Annotated in this window: 23 protein-coding genes; 9 read left to right on the forward strand and 14 right to left on the reverse strand. The window is 54.7% G+C overall.

The genetic code is table 11. The features are described 5' to 3' along the window. Nucleotides 1–81 precede the first annotated feature (81 nt). Nucleotides 82–1,341: a dicarboxylate/amino acid:cation symporter gene (locus ACMWKK_RS00815; RefSeq protein WP_045326773.1), complete on the forward strand. Its 1,260-nt coding sequence runs from the start codon at nt 82–84 to the stop codon at nt 1,339–1,341. Nucleotides 1,342–1,714: 373 nt separating this feature from the next. Here the strand turns inward: ACMWKK_RS00815 and cheW are convergent, their stop codons facing one another. The 6 genes from cheW to flhD all read right to left on the reverse strand — a co-directional run bounded on the left by cheW (nt 1,715) and on the right by flhD (nt 7,147). Further along, a complete protein-coding gene (gene cheW / locus ACMWKK_RS00820) occupies nt 1,715–2,218 on the reverse strand; it encodes a chemotaxis protein CheW (protein ID WP_008500420.1) in 504 nt (167 codons plus the stop codon). Nucleotides 2,219–2,237: 19 nt separating this feature from the next. Beyond that, the gene (gene cheA / locus ACMWKK_RS00825) at nt 2,238–4,274 is read right to left on the reverse strand and encodes a chemotaxis protein CheA (RefSeq protein WP_112780794.1); all 2,037 of its coding nucleotides are present in this window, start codon (nt 4,272–4,274) and stop codon (nt 2,238–2,240) included. Between the two features lie 4 nt (nt 4,275–4,278). Continuing rightward, nucleotides 4,279–5,208, reverse strand: a complete 930-nt coding sequence (motB, locus tag ACMWKK_RS00830) for a flagellar motor protein MotB (RefSeq protein ID WP_028018604.1) — start codon at nt 5,206–5,208, stop codon at nt 4,279–4,281. After that, nucleotides 5,205–6,092: a flagellar motor stator protein MotA gene (motA, locus tag ACMWKK_RS00835; RefSeq protein WP_008500417.1), complete on the reverse strand. Its 888-nt coding sequence runs from the start codon at nt 6,090–6,092 to the stop codon at nt 5,205–5,207. The genes motB and motA overlap by 4 nt, the downstream gene beginning before the upstream one ends. A 123-nt stretch (nt 6,093–6,215) precedes the next feature. Further along, nucleotides 6,216–6,794, reverse strand: a complete 579-nt coding sequence (gene flhC / locus ACMWKK_RS00840) for a flagellar transcriptional regulator FlhC (RefSeq protein ID WP_013096051.1) — start codon at nt 6,792–6,794, stop codon at nt 6,216–6,218. A 2-nt stretch (nt 6,795–6,796) separates the two neighbouring features. Further along, nucleotides 6,797–7,147: a flagellar transcriptional regulator FlhD gene (flhD, locus tag ACMWKK_RS00845; protein WP_045326775.1), complete on the reverse strand. Its 351-nt coding sequence runs from the start codon at nt 7,145–7,147 to the stop codon at nt 6,797–6,799. Nucleotides 7,148–7,941: 794 nt separating this feature from the next. Here flhD and uspC point away from each other — a divergent pair. Beyond that, complete coding sequence (gene uspC / locus ACMWKK_RS00850) at nt 7,942–8,370, forward strand: universal stress protein UspC (protein WP_112780793.1); 429 nt, start codon at nt 7,942–7,944, stop codon at nt 8,368–8,370. Between the two features lie 18 nt (nt 8,371–8,388). Here the strand turns inward: uspC and otsA are convergent, their stop codons facing one another. The 5 genes from otsA to araF all read right to left on the reverse strand — a co-directional run bounded on the left by otsA (nt 8,389) and on the right by araF (nt 14,344). Then, nucleotides 8,389–9,813: an alpha,alpha-trehalose-phosphate synthase gene (gene otsA / locus ACMWKK_RS00855; protein ID WP_112780792.1), complete on the reverse strand. Its 1,425-nt coding sequence runs from the start codon at nt 9,811–9,813 to the stop codon at nt 8,389–8,391. Next, the gene (otsB, locus tag ACMWKK_RS00860; protein ID WP_112780791.1) at nt 9,788–10,591 is read right to left on the reverse strand and encodes a trehalose-phosphatase; all 804 of its coding nucleotides are present in this window, start codon (nt 10,589–10,591) and stop codon (nt 9,788–9,790) included. Before otsB ends, otsA begins: the two co-directional genes overlap by 26 nt. A 176-nt stretch (nt 10,592–10,767) precedes the next feature. Then, nucleotides 10,768–11,754, reverse strand: coding sequence for an L-arabinose ABC transporter permease AraH (gene araH / locus ACMWKK_RS00865; RefSeq protein ID WP_023336141.1), 987 nt, complete (start codon nt 11,752–11,754; stop codon nt 10,768–10,770). A gap of 14 nt (nt 11,755–11,768) precedes the next feature. Continuing rightward, complete coding sequence (araG, locus tag ACMWKK_RS00870) at nt 11,769–13,283, reverse strand: L-arabinose ABC transporter ATP-binding protein AraG (protein ID WP_406542733.1); 1,515 nt, start codon at nt 13,281–13,283, stop codon at nt 11,769–11,771. 71 nt (nt 13,284–13,354) lie between these two features. Beyond that, nucleotides 13,355–14,344 carry an arabinose ABC transporter substrate-binding protein AraF gene (araF, locus tag ACMWKK_RS00875; protein ID WP_008500409.1) on the reverse strand — a complete coding sequence of 330 codons (990 nt, stop codon included), beginning with the start codon at nt 14,342–14,344 and terminating at the stop codon, nt 13,355–13,357. Between the two features lie 787 nt (nt 14,345–15,131). Here araF and ACMWKK_RS00880 point away from each other — a divergent pair. Both ACMWKK_RS00880 and ACMWKK_RS00885 read left to right on the forward strand, forming a co-directional pair. Continuing rightward, nucleotides 15,132–15,635, forward strand: coding sequence for a non-heme ferritin-like protein (locus ACMWKK_RS00880; RefSeq protein ID WP_045326783.1), 504 nt, complete (start codon nt 15,132–15,134; stop codon nt 15,633–15,635). A gap of 155 nt (nt 15,636–15,790) precedes the next feature. Continuing rightward, nucleotides 15,791–17,134, forward strand: coding sequence for an anaerobic C4-dicarboxylate transporter (locus tag ACMWKK_RS00885; RefSeq protein WP_112780789.1), 1,344 nt, complete (start codon nt 15,791–15,793; stop codon nt 17,132–17,134). 42 nt (nt 17,135–17,176) lie between these two features. On the opposite strand, the gene ACMWKK_RS00890 is transcribed toward ACMWKK_RS00885, so the two are convergent. Both ACMWKK_RS00890 and azuC read right to left on the reverse strand, forming a co-directional pair. Beyond that, a complete protein-coding gene (locus ACMWKK_RS00890) occupies nt 17,177–17,428 on the reverse strand; it encodes a DUF2766 family protein (RefSeq protein ID WP_008500405.1) in 252 nt (83 codons plus the stop codon). Between the two features lie 108 nt (nt 17,429–17,536). Further along, nucleotides 17,537–17,620, reverse strand: a complete 84-nt coding sequence (azuC, locus tag ACMWKK_RS00895; protein ID WP_014884364.1) for a stress response protein AzuC — start codon at nt 17,618–17,620, stop codon at nt 17,537–17,539. A 213-nt stretch (nt 17,621–17,833) separates the two neighbouring features. Here azuC and yecR point away from each other — a divergent pair, with 213 nt between their 5' ends. From yecR to tyrP, 3 genes are all read left to right on the forward strand, one after another. After that, nucleotides 17,834–18,172: a YecR family lipoprotein gene (gene yecR, locus ACMWKK_RS00900; RefSeq protein ID WP_112780788.1), complete on the forward strand. Its 339-nt coding sequence runs from the start codon at nt 17,834–17,836 to the stop codon at nt 18,170–18,172. Between the two features lie 204 nt (nt 18,173–18,376). After that, nucleotides 18,377–18,874 carry a non-heme ferritin gene (gene ftnA, locus ACMWKK_RS00905; RefSeq protein ID WP_112780787.1) on the forward strand — a complete coding sequence of 166 codons (498 nt, stop codon included), beginning with the start codon at nt 18,377–18,379 and terminating at the stop codon, nt 18,872–18,874. A gap of 192 nt (nt 18,875–19,066) precedes the next feature. After that, nucleotides 19,067–20,278, forward strand: a complete 1,212-nt coding sequence (gene tyrP / locus ACMWKK_RS00910) for a tyrosine transporter TyrP (protein ID WP_112780786.1) — start codon at nt 19,067–19,069, stop codon at nt 20,276–20,278. Between the two features lie 173 nt (nt 20,279–20,451). Here the strand turns inward: tyrP and ACMWKK_RS00915 are convergent, their stop codons facing one another. Further along, nucleotides 20,452–21,120, reverse strand: a complete 669-nt coding sequence (locus ACMWKK_RS00915) for a YecA family protein (RefSeq protein WP_112780785.1) — start codon at nt 21,118–21,120, stop codon at nt 20,452–20,454. 413 nt (nt 21,121–21,533) lie between these two features. Here ACMWKK_RS00915 and ACMWKK_RS00920 point away from each other — a divergent pair, with 413 nt between their 5' ends. Together ACMWKK_RS00920 and ACMWKK_RS00925 are read left to right on the forward strand one after the other, a co-directional pair. Then, nucleotides 21,534–22,655: a branched-chain amino acid ABC transporter substrate-binding protein gene (locus tag ACMWKK_RS00920; RefSeq protein ID WP_112780784.1), complete on the forward strand. Its 1,122-nt coding sequence runs from the start codon at nt 21,534–21,536 to the stop codon at nt 22,653–22,655. Nucleotides 22,656–22,754: 99 nt separating this feature from the next. Continuing rightward, a complete protein-coding gene (locus ACMWKK_RS00925) occupies nt 22,755–23,669 on the forward strand; it encodes an ABC transporter permease subunit (protein ID WP_045326795.1) in 915 nt (304 codons plus the stop codon). Nucleotides 23,670–23,672: the final 3 nt, after the last annotated feature.

A 23,672-nucleotide genomic window follows, 5' to 3' on the forward strand; every position in this document is an offset into this window, starting at 1 on the left:
CCGAATAATTTCCCGCGTCGTAATAAAAAATTTATATGTATCGCCGCGGGCTACATCTGAGCGCAGAGAGGGTCTTTTTTCGTGGCAAGTGCAAACAAACTCACACTCTTCATCGTGATATTCATGCTGGCGGGTATTCTTTCAGGGGCAGCAATTCATGAGTATGCATCTGCGGATGCCATCAAAGCCTGGTCGGATAACATTACCCTTCTGACCGATATTTTCCTTCGCCTGATCAAAATGGTCATTGCACCGTTGGTCTTCAGCACGCTGACCGTCGGTATTATGAAGCTGGGCGAAACCTCCACCATTGGCCGAGTGGGCGGCAAAGCAATGGTGTGGTTTATCAGCTCATCGGTACTTTCCATTCTGGTCGGGCTGTTTATCGTCACGCTGGAGCATCCGGGAAGCGGTCTGAACCTGACCGTCCCAACCGAGGCGGTGGATACCGGCCTGGCCGTGGGGGGCATGACGCTGAAAGCGTTCCTGTCGCACACCATTCCAACCAGCATCGCCGGGGCGATGTCGAACAATGAGATCCTGCAGATTGTGGTGTTCTCGATGTTCTTCGGCATCGGCGGCGCGTCGCTGGGGCAGAAATTTAACGCCCCGCTGGTGGCCGCGCTGGACGTGGTTTCCCATATCATGCTGAAGGTCACGGGCTACGTGATGTACGTTGCGCCGCTGGCCATCTTCGCGGCGATCTCCTCCGTCATCGCCACGCAGGGCCTGGGCATTCTGCTGAACTACGCCTCCTTTATTGGCGGCTACTATGTTGCCATTCTTCTCACCTGCATGGTGCTGCTGGCCGTGGGTTACATGGTGCTGAAAAAAGAGGTGTTTCGCCTGGTCAGCATGCTGAAAGATCCGGTCCTGGTGGCGTTTACCACCAGCAGCTCTGAAGCGGCCTACCCTAAAACGCTGGAACAGCTGGAGCGTTTTGGCTGCTCGCGCAACATCGCCTCTTTCGTTCTGCCGATTGGCTACTCCTTTAACCTGGTAGGGTCGATGGTGTACTGCTCTTTCGCGTCGATGTTTATCGCTCAGGCGTACAACATTCACCTCAGCTTCTCTGAGGTAACGGTGCTGATGCTGACCCTGATGCTGGCCTCGAAAGGGATTGCGGGCGTACCGCGTTCCTCGCTGGTGGTGCTGGCAGCAACTATTCCGAGCTTTAATATTCCGGTGGCGGGCATTCTGCTGCTGATGGGGATCGACCACTTCCTGGATATGGGCCGTTCGGCGATTAACGTGCTGGGGAACGGGATTGCGACCGCGATGCTGTCGCAGAATGAAGGCGCGCGCGAAGCTGAAGCTGAGCTGGTAAAACAGGAAGCGTAAGAGGCTAAAAAAGCCGGGTGGCGGCTTCGCCTTACCCGGCCTACAAATGGCTCGAACATGTAGGCCGGGTAAGCGTCAGCGCCACCCGGCTTTGTTTTAGGCTACATGGGTAGCCACGGAAGCTGTGCTGGTGGAGCAGGATGTAAAAAAGCCGGGTGACGGCTTCGCCTTACCCGGCCTACAAATGGCTCGAACACGTAGGTCGGGTAAGCGTCAGCGCCACCCGGCTTTGTTTTAGGCTACATGGGTAGCCGCGGAAGCTGTGCTGGTGGAGCAGGATGTAAAAAAGCCGGGTGACGGCTTCGCCTTACCCGGCCTACGAATGGCACGAACACGTAGGCCGGGTAAGCGTCAGCGCCACCCGGCTTTGTTTTTATGCCACGTGACTCGCCGCGATATCCAGCAGCGCCATCTCATCGCTGTTCAGCAGCTTCTCAATGTTCACCAGAATCAGCATACGCTCGCCGAGCGCGCCCAGGCCGGTCAGGTATTCGGTCGAGAGCGTGACCGCAAACTCCGGCGCAGGACGAATTTGGTCGGAGGTCAGAGAAAGCACATCAGAGACGCCATCCACCACGATACCGACCACGCGCTGCCCCAGGTTCAGGACGATCACCACGGTGTTGTCGTTGTAGTCAACGTCGCCCTGGCTAAACTTCACGCGCAGGTCCACGATGGGCACAATGACGCCACGCAGGTTGGTGACACCTTTAATAAAAGCAGGCGTGTTAGCGATGCGGGTAACCTGGTCGTAACCCCGGATTTCCTGCACTTTCAGGATATCGATGCCGTACTCCTCATCGCCTAAAGTGAATACCAGGAATTCCTGCCCTGATGGCTCGCCCGCCAGTTTCGTTACATTACTCATACCGGTCATGTTATTACCTTCTACTTAATCAGGCGGCTGTGTACGCCACACGTTGTTCACGATTTAATCCCTGAAGCGCCGACACGTCGACGATCAGCGCCACGCTACCATCACCCAGAATGGTGGCGGCAGAAATACCCGGCACTTTACGGTAGTTGCTTTCGAGGTTCTTCACCACGACCTGGTGCTGACCAATCAGCTGATCGACCAGCAACGCGTAGCGGCGCCCCGCGCTTTGCAGGATCACAACGATACCCTGCGTGGCCTCTGTCTTGGCCCCGTCCACTTCAAATACTTTCCACAGTTCCACCAGCGGCAGGTACTCACCGCGCACTTCGAGGACGCGCTCGCCGCCCGCCAGCGGATGCAGATCTTCTTCACGCGGCTGCAGGGATTCCATCACGGCGTTCAGCGGAAGAATGAAAACTTCGTCCGCCACCTTCACGGACATGCCGTCGAGGATCGCCAGCGTCAGCGGCAGCAGGATGCGAATGGTGGTGCCGGAACCCTGCTTAGACTGGATCTCAACGTGGCCGCCCATCTCCTGGATGTTACGCTTCACCACGTCCATGCCTACGCCGCGCCCGGAGACGTCGGTCACCTGCTCTGCGGTAGAGAAGCCCGGGGCGAAGATCAGCATGCCCACCTCTTCGTCGGTCATGTTTTCATTGACCGCCATTCCCTGCGAGATCGCTTTGGCCAGAATGCGCTCGCGGTTAAGACCCGCGCCATCATCGGTCACTTCGATGCAGATGTTCCCGCCCTGATGTTCCGCAGAGAGGATCAGGTTTCCGACCGGGGATTTTCCAGCGGCAATGCGGTTTTCCGGCAGTTCGATACCGTGGTCGAGGCTGTTACGCACCAGGTGCGTTAACGGGTCGATGATGCGCTCGATCAGGCTCTTATCCAGTTCGGTTGAGCTGCCCATCAGGGTTAGTTCAATCTGCTTATTCAGCTTGCTGGCAAGATCGCGAACCAGGCGCGGGAAGCGGCTGAAGACATATTCCATCGGCATCATACGGATGGACATGACCGATTCCTGCAGGTCGCGGGCATTACGCTGCAGCTGCCCCATGCTGGTGATCAGATCGCCGTGGGTGACCGGGTCCAGTTCGTTAGAGCGTTGTGCCAGCATTGACTGGGTGATCACCAGTTCGCCCACCAGGTTAATCAGCTGGTCAACCTTCTCAACCGCCACGCGGATGCTGGTGGATTCGCTGGAGCGCGCGGCCGGTTTTTCACCACGGCCAGGTGCCGGGGCCTCTTTTGGCACCGCCTTCAGGGCCGGAGCCGCTGGCGTCACTGCCGGTGCGGCGGCCTGCGCGACGACGGCCACCTCTTCCACCGCGGCAGGAGCATCAACCTCGACCATTTCAGTTTCAAAGGCAATCTGGTCGGCTTCAATCACAAAGCACAGCACCGCCACGATATCGTCCTGGCCGATACCGTCATCAAGCGTTGCAGCAAGGCTGTCTTTGCCTTTCACCACGTTGCTTAATTTCGCCAGGTTCCCCAGCTCTTCTTCGAGCAGGTTAACTTCATTCTCTTTCAGGCGGGACAGCACAACGCGAAGTTTGCCCGCCTGTGCGCCGGCAGGCGCGGACGCCTGCGCGGCAGCCGTCTCCACAACGCTCAGTTTTGCGGCCGGAACAACCGCTGCGGCAACGTCACCTTTGGCTTCCAGCGCGAGCTGGCGCAGTGCATTGCAGATGTATTCAAAGCTGGCGGCATCAGGCTCTGCCGAACTTTTATAGGCGTCGAGCTGTTCCTGCATAATATCTTTGGTTTCCAAAAACAGGTTGATAATGTCGGTATTGAGCTGCATCTCACCGCGTCGTGCGTCATCAAGCAGGTTTTCCATTAAATGGGTCGTTTCCTGCAGGATGGTAAATCCAAACGTTCCGGCGCCGCCTTTAATAGAATGCGCCGCACGGAAGATGGCATTGAGCTGCTCGGAATCCGGTGCTTCGGGCACCAGATCGAGCAAGTGTTGCTCCATATCGGCCAACAATTCATCGGCTTCATCAAAGAATGTCTGGTAAAAATCGCTAATATCCATGCTCACGCTATCACCTCGGATTGGCTGGTGGCGATGTTGGAACGGCAGCCGAAGGAACGGCCCCAGGCTGTTTTAAATCGTCCAGTGACTCATTCTGACTTTCGGCGTTTTCATGCAGGATCGCCTGCTCCGCCTGCTGGTTCAGCACTAAAAGACTGATACGACGGTTGATGGCATCATCCGGCCCGCGGTCGGAAACGCGCATGGTTGCGGCCATGCCGACTACGCGCAGTACCTTGCCATCATCAAGCCCACCTGCCACCAGCTCGCGACGCGAGGCGTTGGCACGATCGGCAGAAAGCTCCCAGTTGCTGTATCCCTTCTCCCCACTGGCGTACGGGAAATCATCCGTGTGTCCTGACAGGCTGATTCGGTTAGGAATGCCGTTCAGTACCGGTGCAATAGCGCGCAGAATGTCGCGCATATACGGTTCAACTTCCGCACTCCCGGTTTTAAACATGGGGCGGTTCTGGCTGTCGATAATCTGAATACGCAGCCCTTCCTGCACCAGGTCGATCTTCAGGTGCGGACGCAGCGCGCGCAGCTTCGGATCGGCCTCAATCAGTTGATCGAGATCGCCGCGCAGTTTCTTAAGGCGCGCCTGCTCCATCTTTCTTTTCAGCTCGTCGATGTTCGGCTCTTTTTTCACTTCACCCTTCTGCTGGGTGTAATCATCGCCGCCGCCCGGGATCGGGCTGTCGCTGTTAGAGATACGCGGCCCGCCTGCCACCGCCGTTGCCAGCGGCGTGCGGAAATATTCGGCAATCTGGATCAGTTCTTTTGGGCTGGAGATGGAGATCAGCCACATCACCAGAAAGAACGCCATCATGGCCGTCATAAAGTCGGCGTAGGCAATTTTCCACGAGCCGTGCGCGCCATGCCCACCGCCCTTGTGCTTGCGTTTTTTTACGATGACGATCGGATGGGACTGGTTTTTCATGCGTCCTCAGTTGTCGTCTGTTGGTTTGGGTTTTTCACCGCACGCACGTGTTCTTCAAGCTCGATAAACGACGGACGCTCGCTGGAGTAAAGCGTTTTACGGCCAAACTCAACCGCGATCGGTGGCGCGTAACCGTTGAGGTTAGAGAGCAGCGTGATCTTCACGCACTGCATCATTTTGGTGGTTTCCGCGCTCTTCTGGCGCAGCACGCTTGCCAGCGGAGAGATAAAGCCATACGCCAGCAAAATACCGAGGAAGGTTCCCACCATCGCGTGGGCAATCAGCGCGCCGAGCTCGGCTGCCGGACGGTCTGCCGAGGCCAGGGCGTGAACCACCCCCATCACCGCCGCAACGATACCGAATGCCGGAAGGGAGTCGCCCACCAGTGCCAGGCTGTTGGCCGGCACTTCAGATTCGCTTTCGTGGGTTTCAATCTCTTCGTCCATCAGCGCTTCGATTTCGAAGGTATTCATGTTGCCGCTGATGATCAGTCGCAGATAGTCGACGATGAAATCCAGCATCATGGCATCGGCAAGAATACGCGGATAGCTGGCAAAAATTTCGCTCTCTTTTGGGTTTTCAATATCCCGTTCAAGCGAGAACATGCCCTGCTGACGCGACTTCGCCATCAGGCGATAGAGGAGCGCCAGCAGATCCATATACATACTTTTGGTGTATTTCGAGCGACGGAACAGCAACGGAATCGCTTTCAGCGTGCCCTTGATTGATTTACCGTTGTTGCCAACGATAAAAGCCCCTACCCCTGCGCCGCCGATGATAATAAGCTCAGCCGGTTGATAGAGTGCTCCAAGGTGCCCGCCGGTCATCATGTAACCGCCGAAAACTGTACCGAGAACTACCAGGTAACCTAATAAGATAAGCACGACATCATCCTTCCGCTAGTGACTATGGCAAGGACGTCCAGCTCGCAGCGTTTACCGTTTGCGGGGTAAAAAAAAGCAGCGGTAATTGCTTACCGCTGCTGGAATTTTTCCCACACGTTCGGGTTAAACAGCTTGTTCGATCTGTTCATCCAGCAGTTGTGGAATAATATCGGCAGCATCCCGGGAAAGTTTACGTCTTTTTACTGCGCGGGATGGAGGCTGACATAAACTACAGGCGAAGCTGCCTGCAGGCTGATGAGCATGGGTAATAAAATTGCCATCGCAGCAGTTGCAGCGCGACAGCTCAAGCATTCCGCTCTCAACAAAACGCACCAGCGTCCATGCGCGGGTCAGCGCCAGCAGAGGGCCTTCTTCCTGCTGTGGGCATTGTTCAAGGTAAAGTTTGTAGGCTTTGATCACGGCGTCAACGCCACTACACAAACCGGTTTTAAGAAGATACTGCCACGCATTACAGAACATGGAAGCGTGAATATTCTGCTCCCACGTCATAAACCAGTCGGTAGAAAACGGCAGCATGCCTTTCGGCGGGGGACTACCACGTAACTCTTTGTACAGCTTAATGAGACGACCACGGCTCAACTGAGTCTCGCTTTCCAGCATTTGTAAACGAGCACCCAATGTAATCAGCTCCATGGCCAACTGTATGTCACGCGCTTCCTGAACAATGCTTTTCTCGCTCATTGCTAGGCCCTTTTCTTACGGGCTGCGTCATCAGGCTGGCTGATTTCGGTAAGCAAGCGGGTGGAGAGAAGAATACCCGTGTGGATCTGTTGAAGATCGTCCACGCGGGACTCCTGCGTCAGACGCGTTATTGTCTGCGAATCATCGAAACGGAACTGGCAAACCAGTTGATTCGTTTCTGCCAGTTTCACCATTTGCGGGAGGGTTAAGCCGCCCAGCATGGTTGCCATCTCTTCGTTAATACCCAGACGAAACATCGCGGACGCTTTGTCCTGACTAATCAAACGCTGCGCGAGCAGTAAATACGACAAATTGATGTCATAGATATGTTTTAGCAACTCGGATGTATGCATTGTTCCCATCCCGAATAACCAACTATTATTTTTATGCGGAAAGACCGCACCCCGTGATGTCGCCGGGAAATCACCCGGTATAAAAAAGAAAAGGCCAAATGCATAGTTGAATTTAGGTTTGTATTCATTGAAACGCGCAAGAGAGAAGCCGCGAATGCGTCTCTTACATGTTTTATCATTTCTTACAAATAACTAAGATTTTTCCTAATTCGACGCAAACTCTACTCGTCAGTTTTGACACATACAATCCAGCCGCCCTCAAATTTAAAAAAATGTGATCTACGTCACACAATTTAAGTGAATATGACCCATAAATCCATCAGTATGACTTGTAATTTGTTTGTTTTTTAACCATTCGGTACTGTTTTGTATTCTTTATTGACGAATACTCATGCAGACGGGTGATCCTGACTGGCATGTAACGTGCTTTTCCCGGCCTAAACGCCTCGCGGAAACATTTACAATAAGCCCCTCTTTGGGAAACATTTTTCTTACCGTGAAAAAACATATAGTTATGCAGATCGCGCATAAAAGATGTTTCAGCGCGTGATCATTCGCAATGAGTTTGTAACGCCGCAAAACGATTTAGCAGTCAAGGCGTGAATTTGTGTGATTTACGTTAAGTTGTTAATTTTTTTCATTTAGGCGCATTTTTCAGTTATTCTTCTTATAAGAATAATTAATGAATAATTATGATAAGCTTCACACTAATGTCGTAATCAGGTCTTGCAGAACCCCGGAATTCGCGGTAAAGGTGATTAAACGCTGTCTGTCAGACGCCTAAGGAGTGCGCCATGAGTTACTCCCATCTTCTTGTTTCCGTTGCCGTTTCCCCTGAAAGCCACCAGCTCGTAGCCCGAGCGGTTTCCATTGCCAGACCCCATAATGCGCGCATCAGCCTCATCACGCTCGCCGCCGAGCCAGAGATGTATAATCAGCTGGCTGCCCCCATGCTGGAGGATATTCGTGAGGTTCTTCAGGAAGAAACGCAGCAATTTCTGCGTGAGCTAGCGGAAAAGGCACAATATCCGATTCATGAAACCGTTATTGCGACCGGGGAACTTAACGCTCATATTCTCGACATGTGTCGCAAGCAGCAAATTGATTTAGTGATTTGCGGGAACCATAACCACAGCTTTTTTTCGCGTGCAGCCTGCGCGGCGAAATCTATTGTCGCCTCAAGCCAGGTAGATGTGCTGTTAGTGCCGCTTGGGGGGAATTAACTTCCCCCCAGAGGAAAATCAGGCGAGTTTAGGGAAGGTCGCGATCTTTTTTTGCAGATTGCCTTCATGACTTTGCGGGGCGATATCCCGGAGATCCTGAATAAAACGCGCCTGCCAGTGGTTAATGTCGTTCTTGCGGATCGTCTCCATCATGTCAGCATGGCGGGAGAGACGTTCCGTAAGCGGCATGGTCAGCGCGCGATTCAGCGCATTTGCCACGTCATCGCGGTCATAAGGATTGACGATAAGCGCCGACGTAAGCTCGTTTGCGGCACCGGCAAACTGGGAGAGCACCAGCACGCCCGGGTCGGCAGGATCCTGAGCCGCCACATACTCTTTCGCGACGAGGTTCATCCCGTCGCGCAGCGGCGTCACCAGGCCCACGTCCGCATAGCGGAAGACCTTCATCAGGATCTTTCGATCAAAGTGCTGATTCAGATAATAGAGCGGAGTCCAGCCCAGCTGGCCGTAGCGGCCGTTAATGCGCCCTGCTTCTGTCTCCAGCTGATGGCGAATGTCCTGATAGGCCTGAACCTCACCGCGCGACGTCGGCGCGATTTGGGTATAGCGGATTTTACCGTGATGCTGCGGGTATTTATCCAGCAGCGTTTCATACGCCAGGAAGCGTCCCGGCAGCCCTTTGGAATAATCAAGACGCTCTACCGAGAAGATATTTTTCACGTTCTTGAGTTCATTCTTCAACTGCGCCAGCTTCGGCGGCAGCGGGCCGGATGCCTGCTCCGCGATGTCGTCAGGTTCAATCCCGATGGGATAAACTTCGGTGTGGAAGGTTTTCCCCCACGCCGTGTGGCTTTTCCCGCCTTTGGTTATCAGACGCGCTTTACCCGATACGGAGTCAAGGAACGCGATACGGTCATTTTCGGTCTGGAAGCCCAGTAAATCGTAGTCACACAGCGCTTCGAGCAGATCTTCATGCGGCGGCAGCGCGGTAAATATTTCCGGCGTCGGGAACGGAATGTGCAGGAAGAAGCCAATCCGGTTATTCACCCCGCGCTTGCGAAGCTCTCTGGCGAAAGGCAGCAGGTGATAATCGTGGATCCATAAAATATCGTCTTCTTCTATTAAAGGCAGCAGTTTATCCGCCAGCAGCGCGTTCACGCGCGAGTAGCCTTCGAAGGATTCACGCTGGAATTTGACCAGGTCAAGACGATAGTGGAACGCAGGCCACAGGACGGCATTCGAAAACTGCGAGTAATATTCGTCGTAGTCTTTCTCTTTCAACGCAAACGACGCCCAGGTGATGTTCCCGCGCGTCACCTTATTGAGCGGTTTCTCTTCTTCACTGATTTCTCCACTCCAGCCAAACCACAGCCCGCCAGCGGCTTTTAAGGCCCCTAACACCCCTACCGCCAGGCCACCTGCACTGGCTTTTTTATCATCAGGCGGTGCGATTCGGTTAGAGACGACGACTAAGCGACCCATAATGGTTTCCCCCTTTGCTTTGCGCTATTTGTTGTTGTTGATGATTAGCGATATCAGATACCCACTGCCAGACGCCGGCGACATCCGCCAGTCGCCATTCGGCAACGGTGTCACCTGGCCCCACCTTAACGGCGATCCCTCCGGCCTGGTTTACCACGCGAAACCCGGCCTCGTCGGTCAGGTCATCCCCAATGAAAACGGGCGTTCGCCCTTTGAAGGGCGCCTCGGCCATAAACGCGGCGATGGCTGCCCCCTTATTAATTCCTTTCGGCTTTAGCTCCACGACGCATTTGCCGGGCTGCAACGCCAGCTGCGGGTGCGCGTCAGCAACCGACTGAGCAAGCGCAAGCACGGCCTCTTCATGCTGCGGTGCCTGACGATAGTGCAGGGCAAAGGCCATGCCTTTGGCTTCTAATTCAGTGCCGGGCAGCGCCTCCAGCGCAGCGGAAAGCGCCTTATGCAGCGTTTGTGTGAGTGCGTCAGGGAGTGAAACGATATGCGTTTGATCATGGATGTCGCGGCGCTCCGCTCCGTGTACACCGGCCAGCGGAAAGTGGTAAGGACTGGCGAGCAGATCCAGCTCGGCCATTGAGCGCCCTGATATCAATGCCAGTGCTCCCTCGTTCATGAGCGAGAGCTGATGCAAATCCTGTAACACCGCGTCCGGAACAGACACCTGGTCAGGGTGCGGTTTTATCCCGGCGAGCGTGCCGTCGAGATCGAAAAAGAAAGCATATTGTCCGGGCAGTACAGGCGGTGCGGTTAACATGTCAGCCACCCTTTTCCTCCTTACGGTTGACGAGAGGTAAACGCCTTTACCTCTTTCATAGCCATGTAAGTATAGACAGTGTGACGTGGCTCGCCATTTGATAACCGCCCCGCCAGTAAAACTGGCGGGGCGGTTAAGGGGTCAACTAAGGTTATAAGTTGAGCAATAAATGAGGGGGAAAAAGGTTACACGGTACGCTTCGCTTTTTGCTTGTAACGGTCGAAAATCACCGCTGCCAGCAGGATCAGGCCCCGTACCACGTACTGCGAGAACGGCGAAATATTCAGCAGGTTCATGGCGTTCTCCACCGTCCCTAAAATCAGGATACCGGCCACCACATATGAGATTTTTCCGATGCCGCCCTTGAGGGAAACGCCCCCTAAAACGCAGGCCGAGATAACGATCAGCTCATAGCCGATGGAGGTCATCGGCTGGCCGCTGGTCATACGCGAAGCCAGAATAATCCCCGCCGCGGCAGAAACCAGCCCTGAGAGCACAAAGATAATAATCTTGGTACGCACCACCGGCACCCCGGCCAGGCGAGCCGCCTCTTCGTTACCGCCAATCGCCAGCGTATTGCGGCCAAAGGTGGTCCGGTTGAGCAGGAAGCCGAACAGGATCAGGCAGGCCACGGTCAGCCAGATAGGCGCGGGCAGCCCCAGCCAGTTGGCGTAACCCAACGTAAAGAAGCGCTCGTCTTCGATCCCCACCGCTTTACCGTCGGAGATGATATAGGCCAGCCCGCGGACTATTTGCATCGTCGCAAGCGTGGTGATGAGGGCGTTAATCTTCAGGCGCGCGATAACAAAGCCGTTCACCAGACCGCTGATGACGCCAAGCAGCAGACCGGCCAGAACGCCAATCCACAGGCTCTCGGTCATGTTGATCACCACGGCGGTCGTGACGCCCGCGCAGGCAATCACCGACGCCACCGACAGATCAAAATCCCCGGAGGCGAGACAGAACAGCATCCCGCAGGCCACCATGCCGGACATGGAAATGGCCAGCCCCAGCCCCTTCATATTAATGAAGGTGGCAAAATTAGGGACAAAGATCGCGCAGGCAAGGAACAGCGCGGCAAAGACCACCAGCATGCCGTACTGATCCCAGATACGGCCAAAACTCAATGCCGACTTCGACTTCGGCACTCCGGATGTAGTAACAGAGGACATCATTAACTCCTTACTCAGGCGACAGCCTGGCTGACTTTAGGCATGGCGAGGTTCAACGCCTGTTGTTCATTCGCCTGTTCATGAAGTAATTCACCGGCAATTTCGCCTTCACGCATCACCACAATGCGGTCGGCCACGCCAAGCACCTCCGGCAGATCGCTGGAGGCGAAAAGCACCGCCACGCCGCGTTTTGCCAGCTCGTAGATCACGTTATAAATCTCGTGTTTTGCCCCCACATCAATACCGCGCGTCGGCTCATCCAGCAGAATGACCTTCATGTCCTCCGACAGCCAGCGGCCTAAAATCGCCTTCTGCTGGTTTCCCCCGGACAGGTTCATGATCAGCTGTTCCGGACCCGGCGTTTTGATGTTCAGCGAGCGAATATGATGGTCGGCGTTGCTCGACTCCCAGCTGTCGTTTATCAGGCAGCCTGCGCGAATGAACTTGCGGCGGGCGGAAATATTGATGTTGTCGCGTACCGAATGCACCGGAATAATCCCCTCGGCTTTACGGTCTTCCGGGCAGAGCTTCATGCCCGCCCCTATCGCGTGGGCCGGCTTCTGGATGTCCACCCGTTCGCCGTCAATAAAGACCTGCCCATCGGTTATGCGGGTACCGCCGAACAGGCCCTTCATCAATTCGCTGCGCCCCGCGCCCACGAGGCCAAACAGGCCGACGATTTCGCCGCTGCGCACGGATAGCGAAACAGGCGTTCGCACGCCCGGCGCTTTGACGTTATCCAGGCGCAGGCGCTCAGGCCCGTACGGGCGCGGCTGCCAGTGATAAATATCACCCAGATCGCGTCCGACCATCGCCTGAACCAGCTGGTCATGGTTAACCTGCTGCATGTCGGTGAAGGTGCGCACATAGCGTCCATCCTTAAAGACGGTAATGGCGTCGCTCAGGGCAAATATCTCTTCCATGCGGTGCGAGACGTATAAAATGGTACGGCCTTCCTGACGCAATTCGCAGATCACGCGGAACAGATTTTCAATTTCACGCTTAGAGAGCGAACTGGTGGGCTCATCGAAGGCAATAATTTTGGCGTTACGCGCCAGCGCCTTGGCAATTTCAACCATCTGCCACTGGCCGATGGAAAGGTACTTCAGCGGCGTCTGGGGATCGACGTCCAGGCCCAGGTGTTTAAGCTGCAGCCCCGCTTCATAATTGAGTAGCGAACGATTTACCACGCCGCCTTTGTGCGGGAGCTGTCCTAAATAGATGTTTTCCGCCACGGTCATCTCAGGAATGAGGTGCAGTTCCTGATAGATGATGGCTACCCCGGCATTGAGCGCCGCCGTGGTATCGGCAAACGCCACCTCTTCGCCGCGAAGGGCCAGCGTGCCGGTCGTTGGCGCGTAGTTGCCGCTGAGGATCTTCAACAGCGTGGATTTTCCCGCACCGTTTTCCCCCATCAGGGCGTGAACCTGGCCGGCATAGCAGTCGAAGCTGATATCGGTCAGCGCGTTAACGCCGGGAAAAGTTTTCCCGATGCCGCGAAAAGAGAGATACGGATCAGACTGTCGCATAACGTCTCCGTGATTCCTGTAATGTGTACGTCTGGCCCCTCACGATGCATGAGGGGCACAATCACAGCGTATTACTTACCGCCCAGCCCTTTTTTCGCCAGCTCCTCTTTGAAGTTGTCGCGGGTAATCAGCACCACGTCGGTCACTTCGGTAAATTTCGGCGGTTCAGCGCCTTTGGTGACCCAGTTGTAGAGCATCTCACTGGATTTGTAGCCGTGAACGTCCGGGCTTGGCAGCAGGGAGCCGTAGAAGCCGGTGGCCTGCGCTTTCGACAGCTCGCTAACGGCGTCAACGCCGTTGATGCCGATCCCAATCACGTCAGGTGCCTTAAAGCCCTGACCTTCCGTCGCGCGGACACCGCCCAGCACGGTGTTATCGTTCATGCCGACCACCAGCCAGTGCTTGACCTCAGGATGCTGGACCAGCATTGAGTTGGCGGCGTCGAACGCGCCGGGGATATCGTTGGATTTAGTCGGGACTTTGTAGATCTGTTTTTCCGGGAAGCCGGCTGCTTTCAGCGCGTCCATTGATCCCGTTGTGCGACGACGCGCGGTGTCCAGCTCATCGGCGGTAATGGCCATGACGGCGGTCTCTTTCACATCCCAGCCGCGTTTCTGCATCTCTTTGTAGAGTTCCTGGCCCTGACGTTCACCAATTTTGGTCGCCGCCATCATGACCAGCGGCACGCTGTCCATCGGCTTGCCCTTGGCGTTAACGAACTGATCGTCAACGGCAATCACCTTCATATCGTAACCGCGGGCTTTAGCCGCAATGGCTGAACCCAGTTTGGGATCCGGGGTACAGATCACGAAACCTTTCGCGCCGCTGGCCGCCAGGCTGTCGATGGCGTTCAGGGTTTTCTCACCGTCAGGCACGGCGATTTTAATCACTTCAAAACCTAAATCTTTCCCGGCCTTATCGGCAAATTTCCACTCGGTCTGGAACCAGGGCTCTTCGGGCTGTTTTACCAAAAAACCGAGCTTTAAATTCTCAGCGATAGCGGATTGTGACATAACGGCAGCCAGACCGATGGCCGCCAGCGCTTTAGTAAATTTGTGCATGGTAAACTCCAGCTTTAGCATTCTTTTCTGTAGGGAATATGTGCGTGCTTCTTATTTAATCGGACATAAAACAAGGCATTAGCGCTTACCTCGTCATAAGCGTCATTGCTGGTGATAGTTTTAGCGGGAAATTAATCATCCATAAGAGAGCGCCATCACACCGCAGAATTACAGTAATTGCGTACATAAATTCAGCGAAAAATGACATAAAAAAGGCAGGATTTGTCAGACAAATGAAGAAGAGGTAAGCAGAATTATCCATAAGATTAGCTAAGATATCCCTGACGTCCTTCTGCGGGCAAAACGGCAGCGGGGGGTTAACGGGTGCAACAGGTTTTTCATCAAGAATGCGCCCCGCGCCTGAAAAATCGTTATTCCATTAGATTTGATTTAGCGCAATTTTAACGGAACATCATATATTCAAACTTATTAATCCGTATTTCCTCCTTTCACCGAGTATTATTCCGGCTAAATATTCATAAAGGTGAAACAATGTGCCACAGCACAAAAATACACTAATTATCAGTAAATTACGAAAACTCACTTTGTGGCAAGCAAATGATATTTGTGTACTATATTAAAGTTTGTAATGTATGGTAAACACAGCCTAATTAAGAGTTTTCTTAGACCAAAGACAAGGGTATGCTTATTTATATCGAACACAGGAAGTGTATTTCGGTCGACTTAGGTCACGGCAGAATGTCTATTTCTGCTCTTTTCTTCGTATTTGCCTGGCGCTCAGGTTTAGCAACGGACATCACGTCCCACGGTCAATAAGGATATGAGTATGGCTACCCAAACGATGATGCAAAAACTTAACGCGCAGATGAACCTTGAGTTCTACGCCTCGAATCTGCACCTTCACTTAAGTGCGTGGTGTGCCGAGAACAGCCTCACGGGGTCTGCCACCTTCTTTCGCTCGCAGGCGCAAAGTAACGTCACCCATATGATGCGCGTCTTTAACTTCCTCAAAGCCGCAGGGGCAAATCCGGTCGTTAAAGCGCTTGATGGGATCAACGAGAACTACTCTTGCCTGGAAGAACTGTTTCAGAAAACGCTTGAGGAGTATGAGCAACGCTGCAGCACCCTCAGCAAACTGGCCGATGAGGCCAAAGCACAGCAGGACATCACGACGCTCAAATTCCTGCGCGACATGGACAAAGAGCAGCAGCAGGATGGCATGCTGCTGAAGACGCTGGCGGATGAGATCCGCAATGCGCAGAAAGCGGGTTTATGTCCTGAGCAGACCGACCGTCATCTGCTCGATATTGTGACGGTGCAGCACCACTGAGTTTTTGGCCTGCTTCCGTCCCGGGGAGCAGGTCCCCTACCCTCTCCAACCTCCTGCTTTTGCTGAAATTTAACAAATCAGATCTGGCTCCCAATGATTAACCACACAACGTGTGATGATTTATTTAGTTACATAATCATTGACGAGGGAGCATCATGATCACCATTGAGTTTGTTGTCATTCTCCTCTGCCTGCTGACGGGTACGCGTTTCGGCGGTATGGGGCTTGGGTTAATCAGCGGTATTGGTCTGTTTATTTTATGTTTTGTCTTTGGCCTGCAGCCGGGTAAGCCGCCGGTTGACGTTATGCTGACCATCCTTGCGGTGATTGGCTGTGCGGCGACGCTGCAGACTGCGGGTGGCCTCAACGTCATGATGCAGTTTGCTGAACGCCTGCTGCGCAAGCACCCGCAGCACATCACCCTGCTCGCCCCGTTCACAACCTGGATGCTGACCTTTCTGTGCGGCACCGGACACGTGGTCTACACCATGTTCCCCATCATTGCGGATATCGCCCTGAAGAAAGGGATCCGCCCCGAGCGCCCGATGGCCGTGGCATCCGTGGCATCGCAAATGGCGATTACGGCCTCTCCCGTTTCAGTGGCCGTTGTGTCGCTGGTCTCCATCCTGGCGGCCCAGCATGGGATTGGCCACGCGTGGGGGATCCTGGAAATTCTCGCCGTATCGGTTCCCGCGTCACTGTTCGGCGTAGCCATTGCGGCCCTGTGGAGCTTACGTCGTGGGAAAGATCTGGCTGACGACAAGGAATTTCAGGAAAAGCTGAAGGATCCTAAGCAGCGCGAGTTTATCTACGGCGGAACGGAGACGTTAATGAATCAGCGTTTCCCTAAACAGGCCTACTGGTCAACGTGGATTTTCTTTGCCGGTATTGCCGTGGTCGTTCTGCTGGGCGCGTTCCCTGAACTGCGCCCCGCCTTTGAGCTAAAAGGCAAAATGACGGCGCTGTCGATGAACCTTGTCATTCAGATGATGATGCTCATTGCGGGCGCCGTGATGCTGATGGCCTGCAAGGTCAATGCGTCGGCGATTTCGAACGGCGCGGTGTTCAAGGCCGGCATGGTGGCGATCTTCTCGGTGTTCGGCGTGGCGTGGATGAGCGATACCTTTTTCCAGGCGCATCTCGACGAGTTAAAGCTGGCGCTGGAGGGCGTGGTGAAAAGCCATCCGTGGACCTACGCCATTGTGCTGTTCCTGGTGTCAAAACTGGTGAACAGCCAGGCGGCTGCGCTAACGGCCGTGGCGCCTATGGGCCTCATGCTGGGCATCGACCCGAAAATGCTGATCGCCTTTTTCCCGGCGTCTTACGGCTATTTTGTCCTGCCAACCTACCCCAGCGATTTGGCCTGCATCGGCTTTGACCGTTCAGGCACGACCCGCATCGGCAAATTTATCATCAACCACAGCTTTATTCTGCCAGGGCTGATTGGGGTAAGCTGCGCGTGTGCGGCAAGCTACCTGCTGGTCCAGACGTTCTTCTAACAGCATCAACGGGCGACGCGTGCCGTCGCCCCTTTCCCTGCTTTAGTGGGACTCGCCCTGCGGCGTGAATCGCAGTTCAATCAGCGCGATGGCTTTCTGGATAGCGCGAAGCGTAACCGGATCGGCAGCAGCAGGGTGGCTGGCGAAATCAATGTTTTTCAGCTGGGTAGACATCTTCTCGCGCACTTCAACCGGCGCAATCACGTCCAGAACGTCAAGGATTTGTTTGATAACCAGCTGGCAGGCGACAACGTCAGAGACCAGTTCCTGATCGGCGCTCAGGTTTTGTGACATGGGGCTTTCTCCTTATTTAAAGGCCGCCATAGTATCAAAACACGCCCCCTGACATCTTCCCTTCATCGCCTGCGGGCACAAAAAAACCCGCCGAAGCAGGTTTTTTTATCAGAACATGGCGCCAGGCGGTACGTCTTTGAAGGTACGGCAGTAATTGGCCCACATGCTTTTCAGGATTTTGCGCAGTTTCACGATGATGCTCCATTAACTTGTTATACAACTTTATTATCAACGTGCTTATAATATGACCACCATCACAAAAATCAATGTTTTTGTGATATTCATCACAAATTTTCCCGGGTGCGACCCGTTGCAAAGAGTGAGGGCAGATTGTCGGGCTATTCCAGCCATTGCCGCGGGCATCTGCGGGTACGATAACGTATTTCCATCCACTCAGAGCGAACCATGAAAAGAGTCATTGTAGCCGGCACACTCCTGCTGCTCGCGGGGTGCAGCGTTAACCGCCAGGCTGAAATCAGCAGCCTCGATGCCCCAAACGGCATCGTCCGCCTCGACTACGGCCAGGCAGTGCTGCAGAATGCGTATTCCGATGAGTATGTGAATAACGGTACCGCGGCAAAAGCGTGTCAAAGCATGGGGTATGCCACTGCCTCAGCCTATGGTCAGCCCATTAAAACCTGCACCCTGACGAGCGGCTCGTTGTGCCTCAACGAGAGCGTGACTATCCAGTATAAATGTATGGGGTACGCCGTTAACCCTAAGTCAAATAATCCGTGGTATTAATTTATTCTGCCGGCATGGGCTGGCAGTTTATTTGATTACGAACAGAAACAATTCTCATTAATAATTTATAAAAATCGCCAATGCGTTTTATTCCCATTCGTATTTTAAATTAATAAAATAAAAATTTTACGTTTTGCAAATAATTAAATAACAAATTATAGTGTCGCTCATTGTGAATCAGAAATAATAATCCGGAGCGTCACCATGCTGAAAACCGAAATGATCGACAAGCTCAACGCGCAAATGAACCTTGAGCTTTTTTCATCCCTGCTCTACCAGCAGATGAGCGCCTGGTGCAGCTACCACAGCTTCGAAGGCGCTGCCGCGTTTCTGCGGCGTCACGCTCAGGAAGAGATGACCCACATGCAGCGCCTGTTTGACTATCTGACCGATACGGGCAGCCTGCCGCGTATTGAAACCGTCGCCTCCCCGTTCGCTGAATATAATTCTCTCGATGAACTGTTCCGCGCCACCTACGAGCACGAGCAGCTGATCACGCAGAAAATTAACGAACTGGTTCATGCCGCAATGACCAGCCAGGATTATCCAACCTTTAATTTCCTGCAGTGGTACGTGGCTGAACAGCACGAAGAAGAGAAGCTGTTTAAATCCGTGCTGGATAAATTATCTCTGGTGGGTAAATCCGGCGAAGGACTTTACTTTATCGATAAAGAACTTTCCACGCTGGCTACGCAGAATTAATTTCAGCGCGGTGCCGAATTCCGGCACCGCGTTTATTTACCTATTTTCCTCATCAACTCCCCCCGCTTTTTCACGGCGTGAAACGTAAACCTTTCATTACACCACTTGTAACGGTGATTTGACGAAATCAGGCTTTTCCCTTACTCTGCGCCGCAGATTTTGTCGCGGTTAAGCATCGTTGTAGAGGAATGAGTGAAAAACAGAACCCTGGGAAGTATTTTTATCGTCGCCGGAACGACGATTGGCGCAGGAATGCTGGCCATGCCTCTGGCAGCCGCGGGCGTGGGATTTGGCATGACTCTCCTGCTGCTGGGCACGCTCTGGGCGCTGATGTGTTACACCGCCCTGCTGCTGCTTGAGGTTTACCAGCACGTTCCCGCCGACACCGGTCTGGGTTCCCTTGCGGCGCGCTACCTCGGACGCTACGGCCAGTGGATAACCGGCTTCAGCATGATGTTCCTGATGTACGCCCTGACCGCCGCCTATATCAGCGGCGCCGGGGAGCTCATCGCCTCCAGCGTCAACGACTGGTTTGGCTCTGACATTACCCCGGCGACGGGGGCCATCTTCTTTGCGCTCATCGGCGGCGGCGTGGTCTGCGTGGGGACATCGCTGGTCGATCTGTTTAACCGCTTTCTCTTCAGCGCCAAAATTCTGTTCCTGATTGTCATGCTGGTCCTGCTGGCGCCGCACGTGCACAAGGTCAACCTGCTGACGCTGCCGCTGGAAAAAGGGCTGGCGCTTTCCGCAATCCCGGTCATTTTCACCTCGTTTGGCTTCCACGGCAGCGTGCCGAGCATCGTCAGCTATATGAACGGCGATATTCGCAAGCTGCGCCGCGTCTTTGTTATCGGCAGCGCGATCCCGCTGATCGCCTATATTTTCTGGCAGCTGGTGACGCTTGGCAGCATTGATTCATCAACCTTTATTGGGCTCATGGCGCAGCACGCTGGCCTGAACGGTTTTCTGCTGGCACTGCGCGAGGTTGTCACCTCTCCGCACGTGGAGCTGGCGGTGCACCTGTTTGCCGACCTGGCGCTGGCGACCTCATTCCTGGGCGTGGCGCTTGGTCTGTTTGATTACCTGGCGGATCTGTTCCAGCGTCGCAATACCGCGGCGGGCCGCCTGCAGACGGGCGCGGTCACCTTCCTGCCGCCGCTGGCATTCGCGCTGTTTTACCCACGCGGGTTTGTGATGGCGCTGGGGTACGCGGGGGTGGCGCTGTCGATCCTTGCCCTCCTCCTCCCTTCCCTGCTGGCATGGAAGAGCCGCCAGCAGCACCCTCAGCAGGGATACCGCGTGGCGGGCGGAAAACCGCTGCTGTGCGTTGTGTTTGGCTGTGGGGTGGTGATTATTCTGGTGCAGGTGCTGATTGCAGCCGGAATGCTGCCGGAAGTGGGTTAACAAAAAAAAGGGCTGTCATCAGCCCTTTGAGATTGATGACAAACCCCATCATTTATAATAATGCCGCCTTTCTTGCCGGGTGGCGCTGCGCTTACCCGGCCTACAAAACCCGTAGGCCCGTGCAAGCGAAGCGCCGCCGGGCGAAACTCACAGCATGCACGTAGTCAGCTTTATCAGTGCAAACAGCAGCTCTTAAACTTCTTCCCGCTGCCGCAAGGACACGGATCGTTACGCCCGACCTTCGTGCCGTTCACCGTCGGCTTCTTCACTTCCGGCTGCTGCGGGTTATTGACCCAGTATTGATACAGACGCAGCGCCGCTGGCTGGATGCTCTCGATGCTGGCGATGTACTCCTCTTCGGACAGTTCATCCAGCTTTTCGCTGTTCTCTTCCGTCCCGTGCAGCGCAATCACCTCAAGATCGGCCTGCAGGGCTTCCGGCAACGCTGACCAGTCCGTCAGCGCCACGCCGCGCATATAGCCATAGCACCACTCTTCCACCACGGTATAGCTCTCACCGTCGACGTCGTTATAGCCGAACATCGGTTCAAACTGATCCGGGTATTCGCTCAGGCGCTCGGCAATATCGTTCATATGCTTAAAGCAGAGATCGATAAAACGGTTCATCTCGCGATCGTTTTTCCAGCGCGGAATGTACTTCTCGCCACCCCACACCGCCACCAGCCAGGCATCTGGCTCAACGACAACAGGACCGGAAAGCACTGCGGTAAGCATGCCGTCCAGTTCGGACACGTCAATCACGGACGCGTCATCATGACCGTAAGACATTAACGTCTCTTCAAGCCACGCCATTTCGCTTTCATTCAATGGGCCTTCAGTCATCGCTGACACTCCTGCAAAAAAGGAAACGATCCTATCACATATCTCACGCCTCTCCGGGCTGAAGTTTAGGTCTTTATTGCTGCAAAAGTGTGCAAATCGTGAATCCTGCACAACTTATGGGCTTTGTTGTTAACGATGTGTGATCTCCGCTGTAATTTCTTCTCCTCCCGCAGGGCGGTATAGCGCGGCGCTCTATACTCAAACAGGTCATAACCCCGTCAAGGGGTTACCGTTCTGGCAACGTTTTTGCTTGCTGTTCTTCGCGCGACGCTGCGCATGGAAACCTCGCCGTATCATGCAGGATGCCGTTCGTTTAGTGCATTTTGTTCTTGCTCGTGTTTCGGATTGGCTGCGCCGTCGGGCGTTCGGGTTTACGCCGTGGTGCAAAAACCTCTTTGGTAAGGAACATAATAATGTCGCTGAAATTTATCAGAACTCCGCTCTCTCTAGTCTTGGCCGGTTGTCTGTTGACGGCGTTTTCCGCCCGGGCAGACATTGTGATTGGCGTGGCCGGGCCGTTCACGGGCCCGAATGCCACCTATGGCGATCAGTACTGGCACGGCGCCACGCAGGCTGCTGAAGACATCAATGCCGCGGGCGGCATTAACGGTGAGAAAATCAAGCTGGTTCAGGGGGATGACGCCTGCGAGCCTAAGCAGGCCGTCGCCGTGGCCAACCGCCTGGTTGACCAGGATAAAGTCAACGCCGTGGTCGGCCATTTCTGCTCCTCTTCCACCATGCCCGCCTCCGAGGTGTATAGCGACGCAGGCATTATTGCGATTACTCCCGGCTCAACCAACCCGCTCATCACCGAACGCGGCATGAGCGATATGTTCCGCATGTGCGGACGCGACGACCAGCAGGGGCAGGTTGCCAGCGACTTCATCATCGACAAGCTGAAAGCCAAACGCGTGGTCATCATTCACGATAAAGACACCTACGGTCAGGGTCTGGCCGACGCCACCAAAGCCGCGCTGGCGAAGCGCGGGGTTCAGGATGTGATGTATGAAGGCCTGTCCCGCGGTGAAAAAGACTTTAACGCGCTGGTGACCAAGATCGGCGCGCAAAAACCGGACGTCGTCTTCTTCGGCGGCTGCCACCCGGAGGCCGGTCCGCTGGTTCGCCAGATGCGTGAACAGGGCGTGCAGGCGAAATTCTTCTCCGGCGACTGCATCGTCAACGAAGAGATGGTCACCGCCGCGGGCGGCCCGCAGTATACCAACGGCATTTACATGACCTTCGGTAAAGATCCGCGCCTGATCCCGGACGGCAAAGCGGTTATCGAGAAGTTCCGCGCGGCCAAATTCGAACCGGAAGGTTACACCCTTTATTCCTATGCCTCCGTTCAGGCCATTGCCGCTGCCTTCAAGGCTACCGGCGGCAAGGACTCCGCCAAAGCCAGCGAGTGGCTGAAAGCCAATTCCGTCGACACGGTGATGGGCAAAAAAGCCTGGGACAGCAAAGGCGATCTCAAAGTGTCTGACTACGTGGTTTACCAGTGGGACGACAAAGGAAAATATAAGGAAGTGCAGTAACGGGACGGAGTCACGCTCAACGTCGGCGGGCCTGCCCGTCGGCGCGTAATAAACATCAGGCTGCGCGGCTCGCGCAGCCTATAATACGAGCGCGCTAAGATGAGTACATTCTTCCTGCAACAGTTAATCAATGGCTTAACGCTGGGCTCTGTCTACGGTTTAATCGCCATCGGCTACACCATGGTGTACGGCATTATCGGGATGATTAATTTCGCCCACGGCGAAGTGTATATGATTTCCGCCTATCTCTGCGCCATCGGCCTGGCGCTGCTCTCGTTCTTTGGCCTGCACTCTTTCCCGCTGCTGATCCTCGGCACGCTGGTGTTCACCATTGTGGTTACCGGGGTGTACGGCTGGACTATCGAGCGTATCGCCTACAGGCCGCTGCGCAACTCCACGCGCCTGGCGCCGCTGATCTCGGCCATCGGCATGTCGCTCATCCTGCAAAACTACGCGCAGCTGAGCCAGGGTCCGCGTCAGCAGGGGGTGCCGACCATGCTGGACGGCGTGCTTCGCCTGCACCTGGGCGACGGTTTCGTGCAGATAACCTACACCAAGGTGTTTATCCTGGTCGCCTCGTTTGCCGGCATGCTGGTGCTCACCTGGATAATCAACCGAACCCGGCTGGGGCGGATGTGCCGCGCGGTTCAGCAGGATCGTAAGATGGCCTCCATTCTGGGCATTAACACCGACCGGATTATTTCGCTGGTCTTTGTCATCGGCGCGGCGATGGCCGGGCTGGCGGGCGTGCTCATCACCATGAACTATGGCACCTTTGATTTCTACGTCGGGTTTGTGATCGGCATTAAAGCCTTTACGGCAGCGGTACTCGGCGGCATCGGCTCCCTCCCCGGCGCCATGCTCGGTGGCCTTATTCTGGGCGTGGCGGAAGCGCAGTTCTCGGGCATGGTGAACTCGGACTATAAAGACGTCTTCTCGTTCGGCCTGCTGGTCATGATCCTGATTTTCCGTCCCCAGGGACTGCTCGGGCGCCCGACTGTGGCCAAAGTGTGAAGG

The organism is Enterobacter sp. 01-M-03-SI-ECC, from assembly GCF_047530215.1.
Taxonomy (GTDB): Bacteria; Pseudomonadota; Gammaproteobacteria; order Enterobacterales; family Enterobacteriaceae; genus Enterobacter; species Enterobacter chengduensis.

What these genes read in the sequence shown, in the direction of transcription:
- araF (WP_008500409.1), bottom strand. Translation starts at nt 14,344, where the DNA reads ATGCACAAATTTACTAAAGCGCTGGCGGCCATCGGTCTGGCTGCCGTT.
- cheW (WP_008500420.1), bottom strand. Translation starts at nt 2,218, where the DNA reads ATGACCGGTATGAGTAATGTAACGAAACTGGCGGGCGAGCCATCAGGG.
- ACMWKK_RS00925 (WP_045326795.1), top strand. Translation starts at nt 22,755, where the DNA reads ATGAGTACATTCTTCCTGCAACAGTTAATCAATGGCTTAACGCTGGGC.
- uspC (WP_112780793.1), top strand. Translation starts at nt 7,942, where the DNA reads ATGAGTTACTCCCATCTTCTTGTTTCCGTTGCCGTTTCCCCTGAAAGC.
- ACMWKK_RS00890 (WP_008500405.1), bottom strand. Translation starts at nt 17,428, where the DNA reads ATGTCACAAAACCTGAGCGCCGATCAGGAACTGGTCTCTGACGTTGTC.
- flhC (WP_013096051.1), bottom strand. Translation starts at nt 6,794, where the DNA reads ATGAGCGAGAAAAGCATTGTTCAGGAAGCGCGTGACATACAGTTGGCC.
- motB (WP_028018604.1), bottom strand. Translation starts at nt 5,208, where the DNA reads ATGAAAAACCAGTCCCATCCGATCGTCATCGTAAAAAAACGCAAGCAC.
- ACMWKK_RS00880 (WP_045326783.1), top strand. Translation starts at nt 15,132, where the DNA reads ATGGCTACCCAAACGATGATGCAAAAACTTAACGCGCAGATGAACCTT.
- otsA (WP_112780792.1), bottom strand. Translation starts at nt 9,813, where the DNA reads ATGGGTCGCTTAGTCGTCGTCTCTAACCGAATCGCACCGCCTGATGAT.
- yecR (WP_112780788.1), top strand. Translation starts at nt 17,834, where the DNA reads ATGAAAAGAGTCATTGTAGCCGGCACACTCCTGCTGCTCGCGGGGTGC.
- araG (WP_406542733.1), bottom strand. Translation starts at nt 13,283, where the DNA reads ATGCGACAGTCTGATCCGTATCTCTCTTTTCGCGGCATCGGGAAAACT.
- ACMWKK_RS00885 (WP_112780789.1), top strand. Translation starts at nt 15,791, where the DNA reads ATGATCACCATTGAGTTTGTTGTCATTCTCCTCTGCCTGCTGACGGGT.
- ACMWKK_RS00915 (WP_112780785.1), bottom strand. Translation starts at nt 21,120, where the DNA reads ATGACTGAAGGCCCATTGAATGAAAGCGAAATGGCGTGGCTTGAAGAG.
- ftnA (WP_112780787.1), top strand. Translation starts at nt 18,377, where the DNA reads ATGCTGAAAACCGAAATGATCGACAAGCTCAACGCGCAAATGAACCTT.
- flhD (WP_045326775.1), bottom strand. Translation starts at nt 7,147, where the DNA reads ATGCATACATCCGAGTTGCTAAAACATATCTATGACATCAATTTGTCG.
- ACMWKK_RS00920 (WP_112780784.1), top strand. Translation starts at nt 21,534, where the DNA reads ATGTCGCTGAAATTTATCAGAACTCCGCTCTCTCTAGTCTTGGCCGGT.
- araH (WP_023336141.1), bottom strand. Translation starts at nt 11,754, where the DNA reads ATGTCCTCTGTTACTACATCCGGAGTGCCGAAGTCGAAGTCGGCATTG.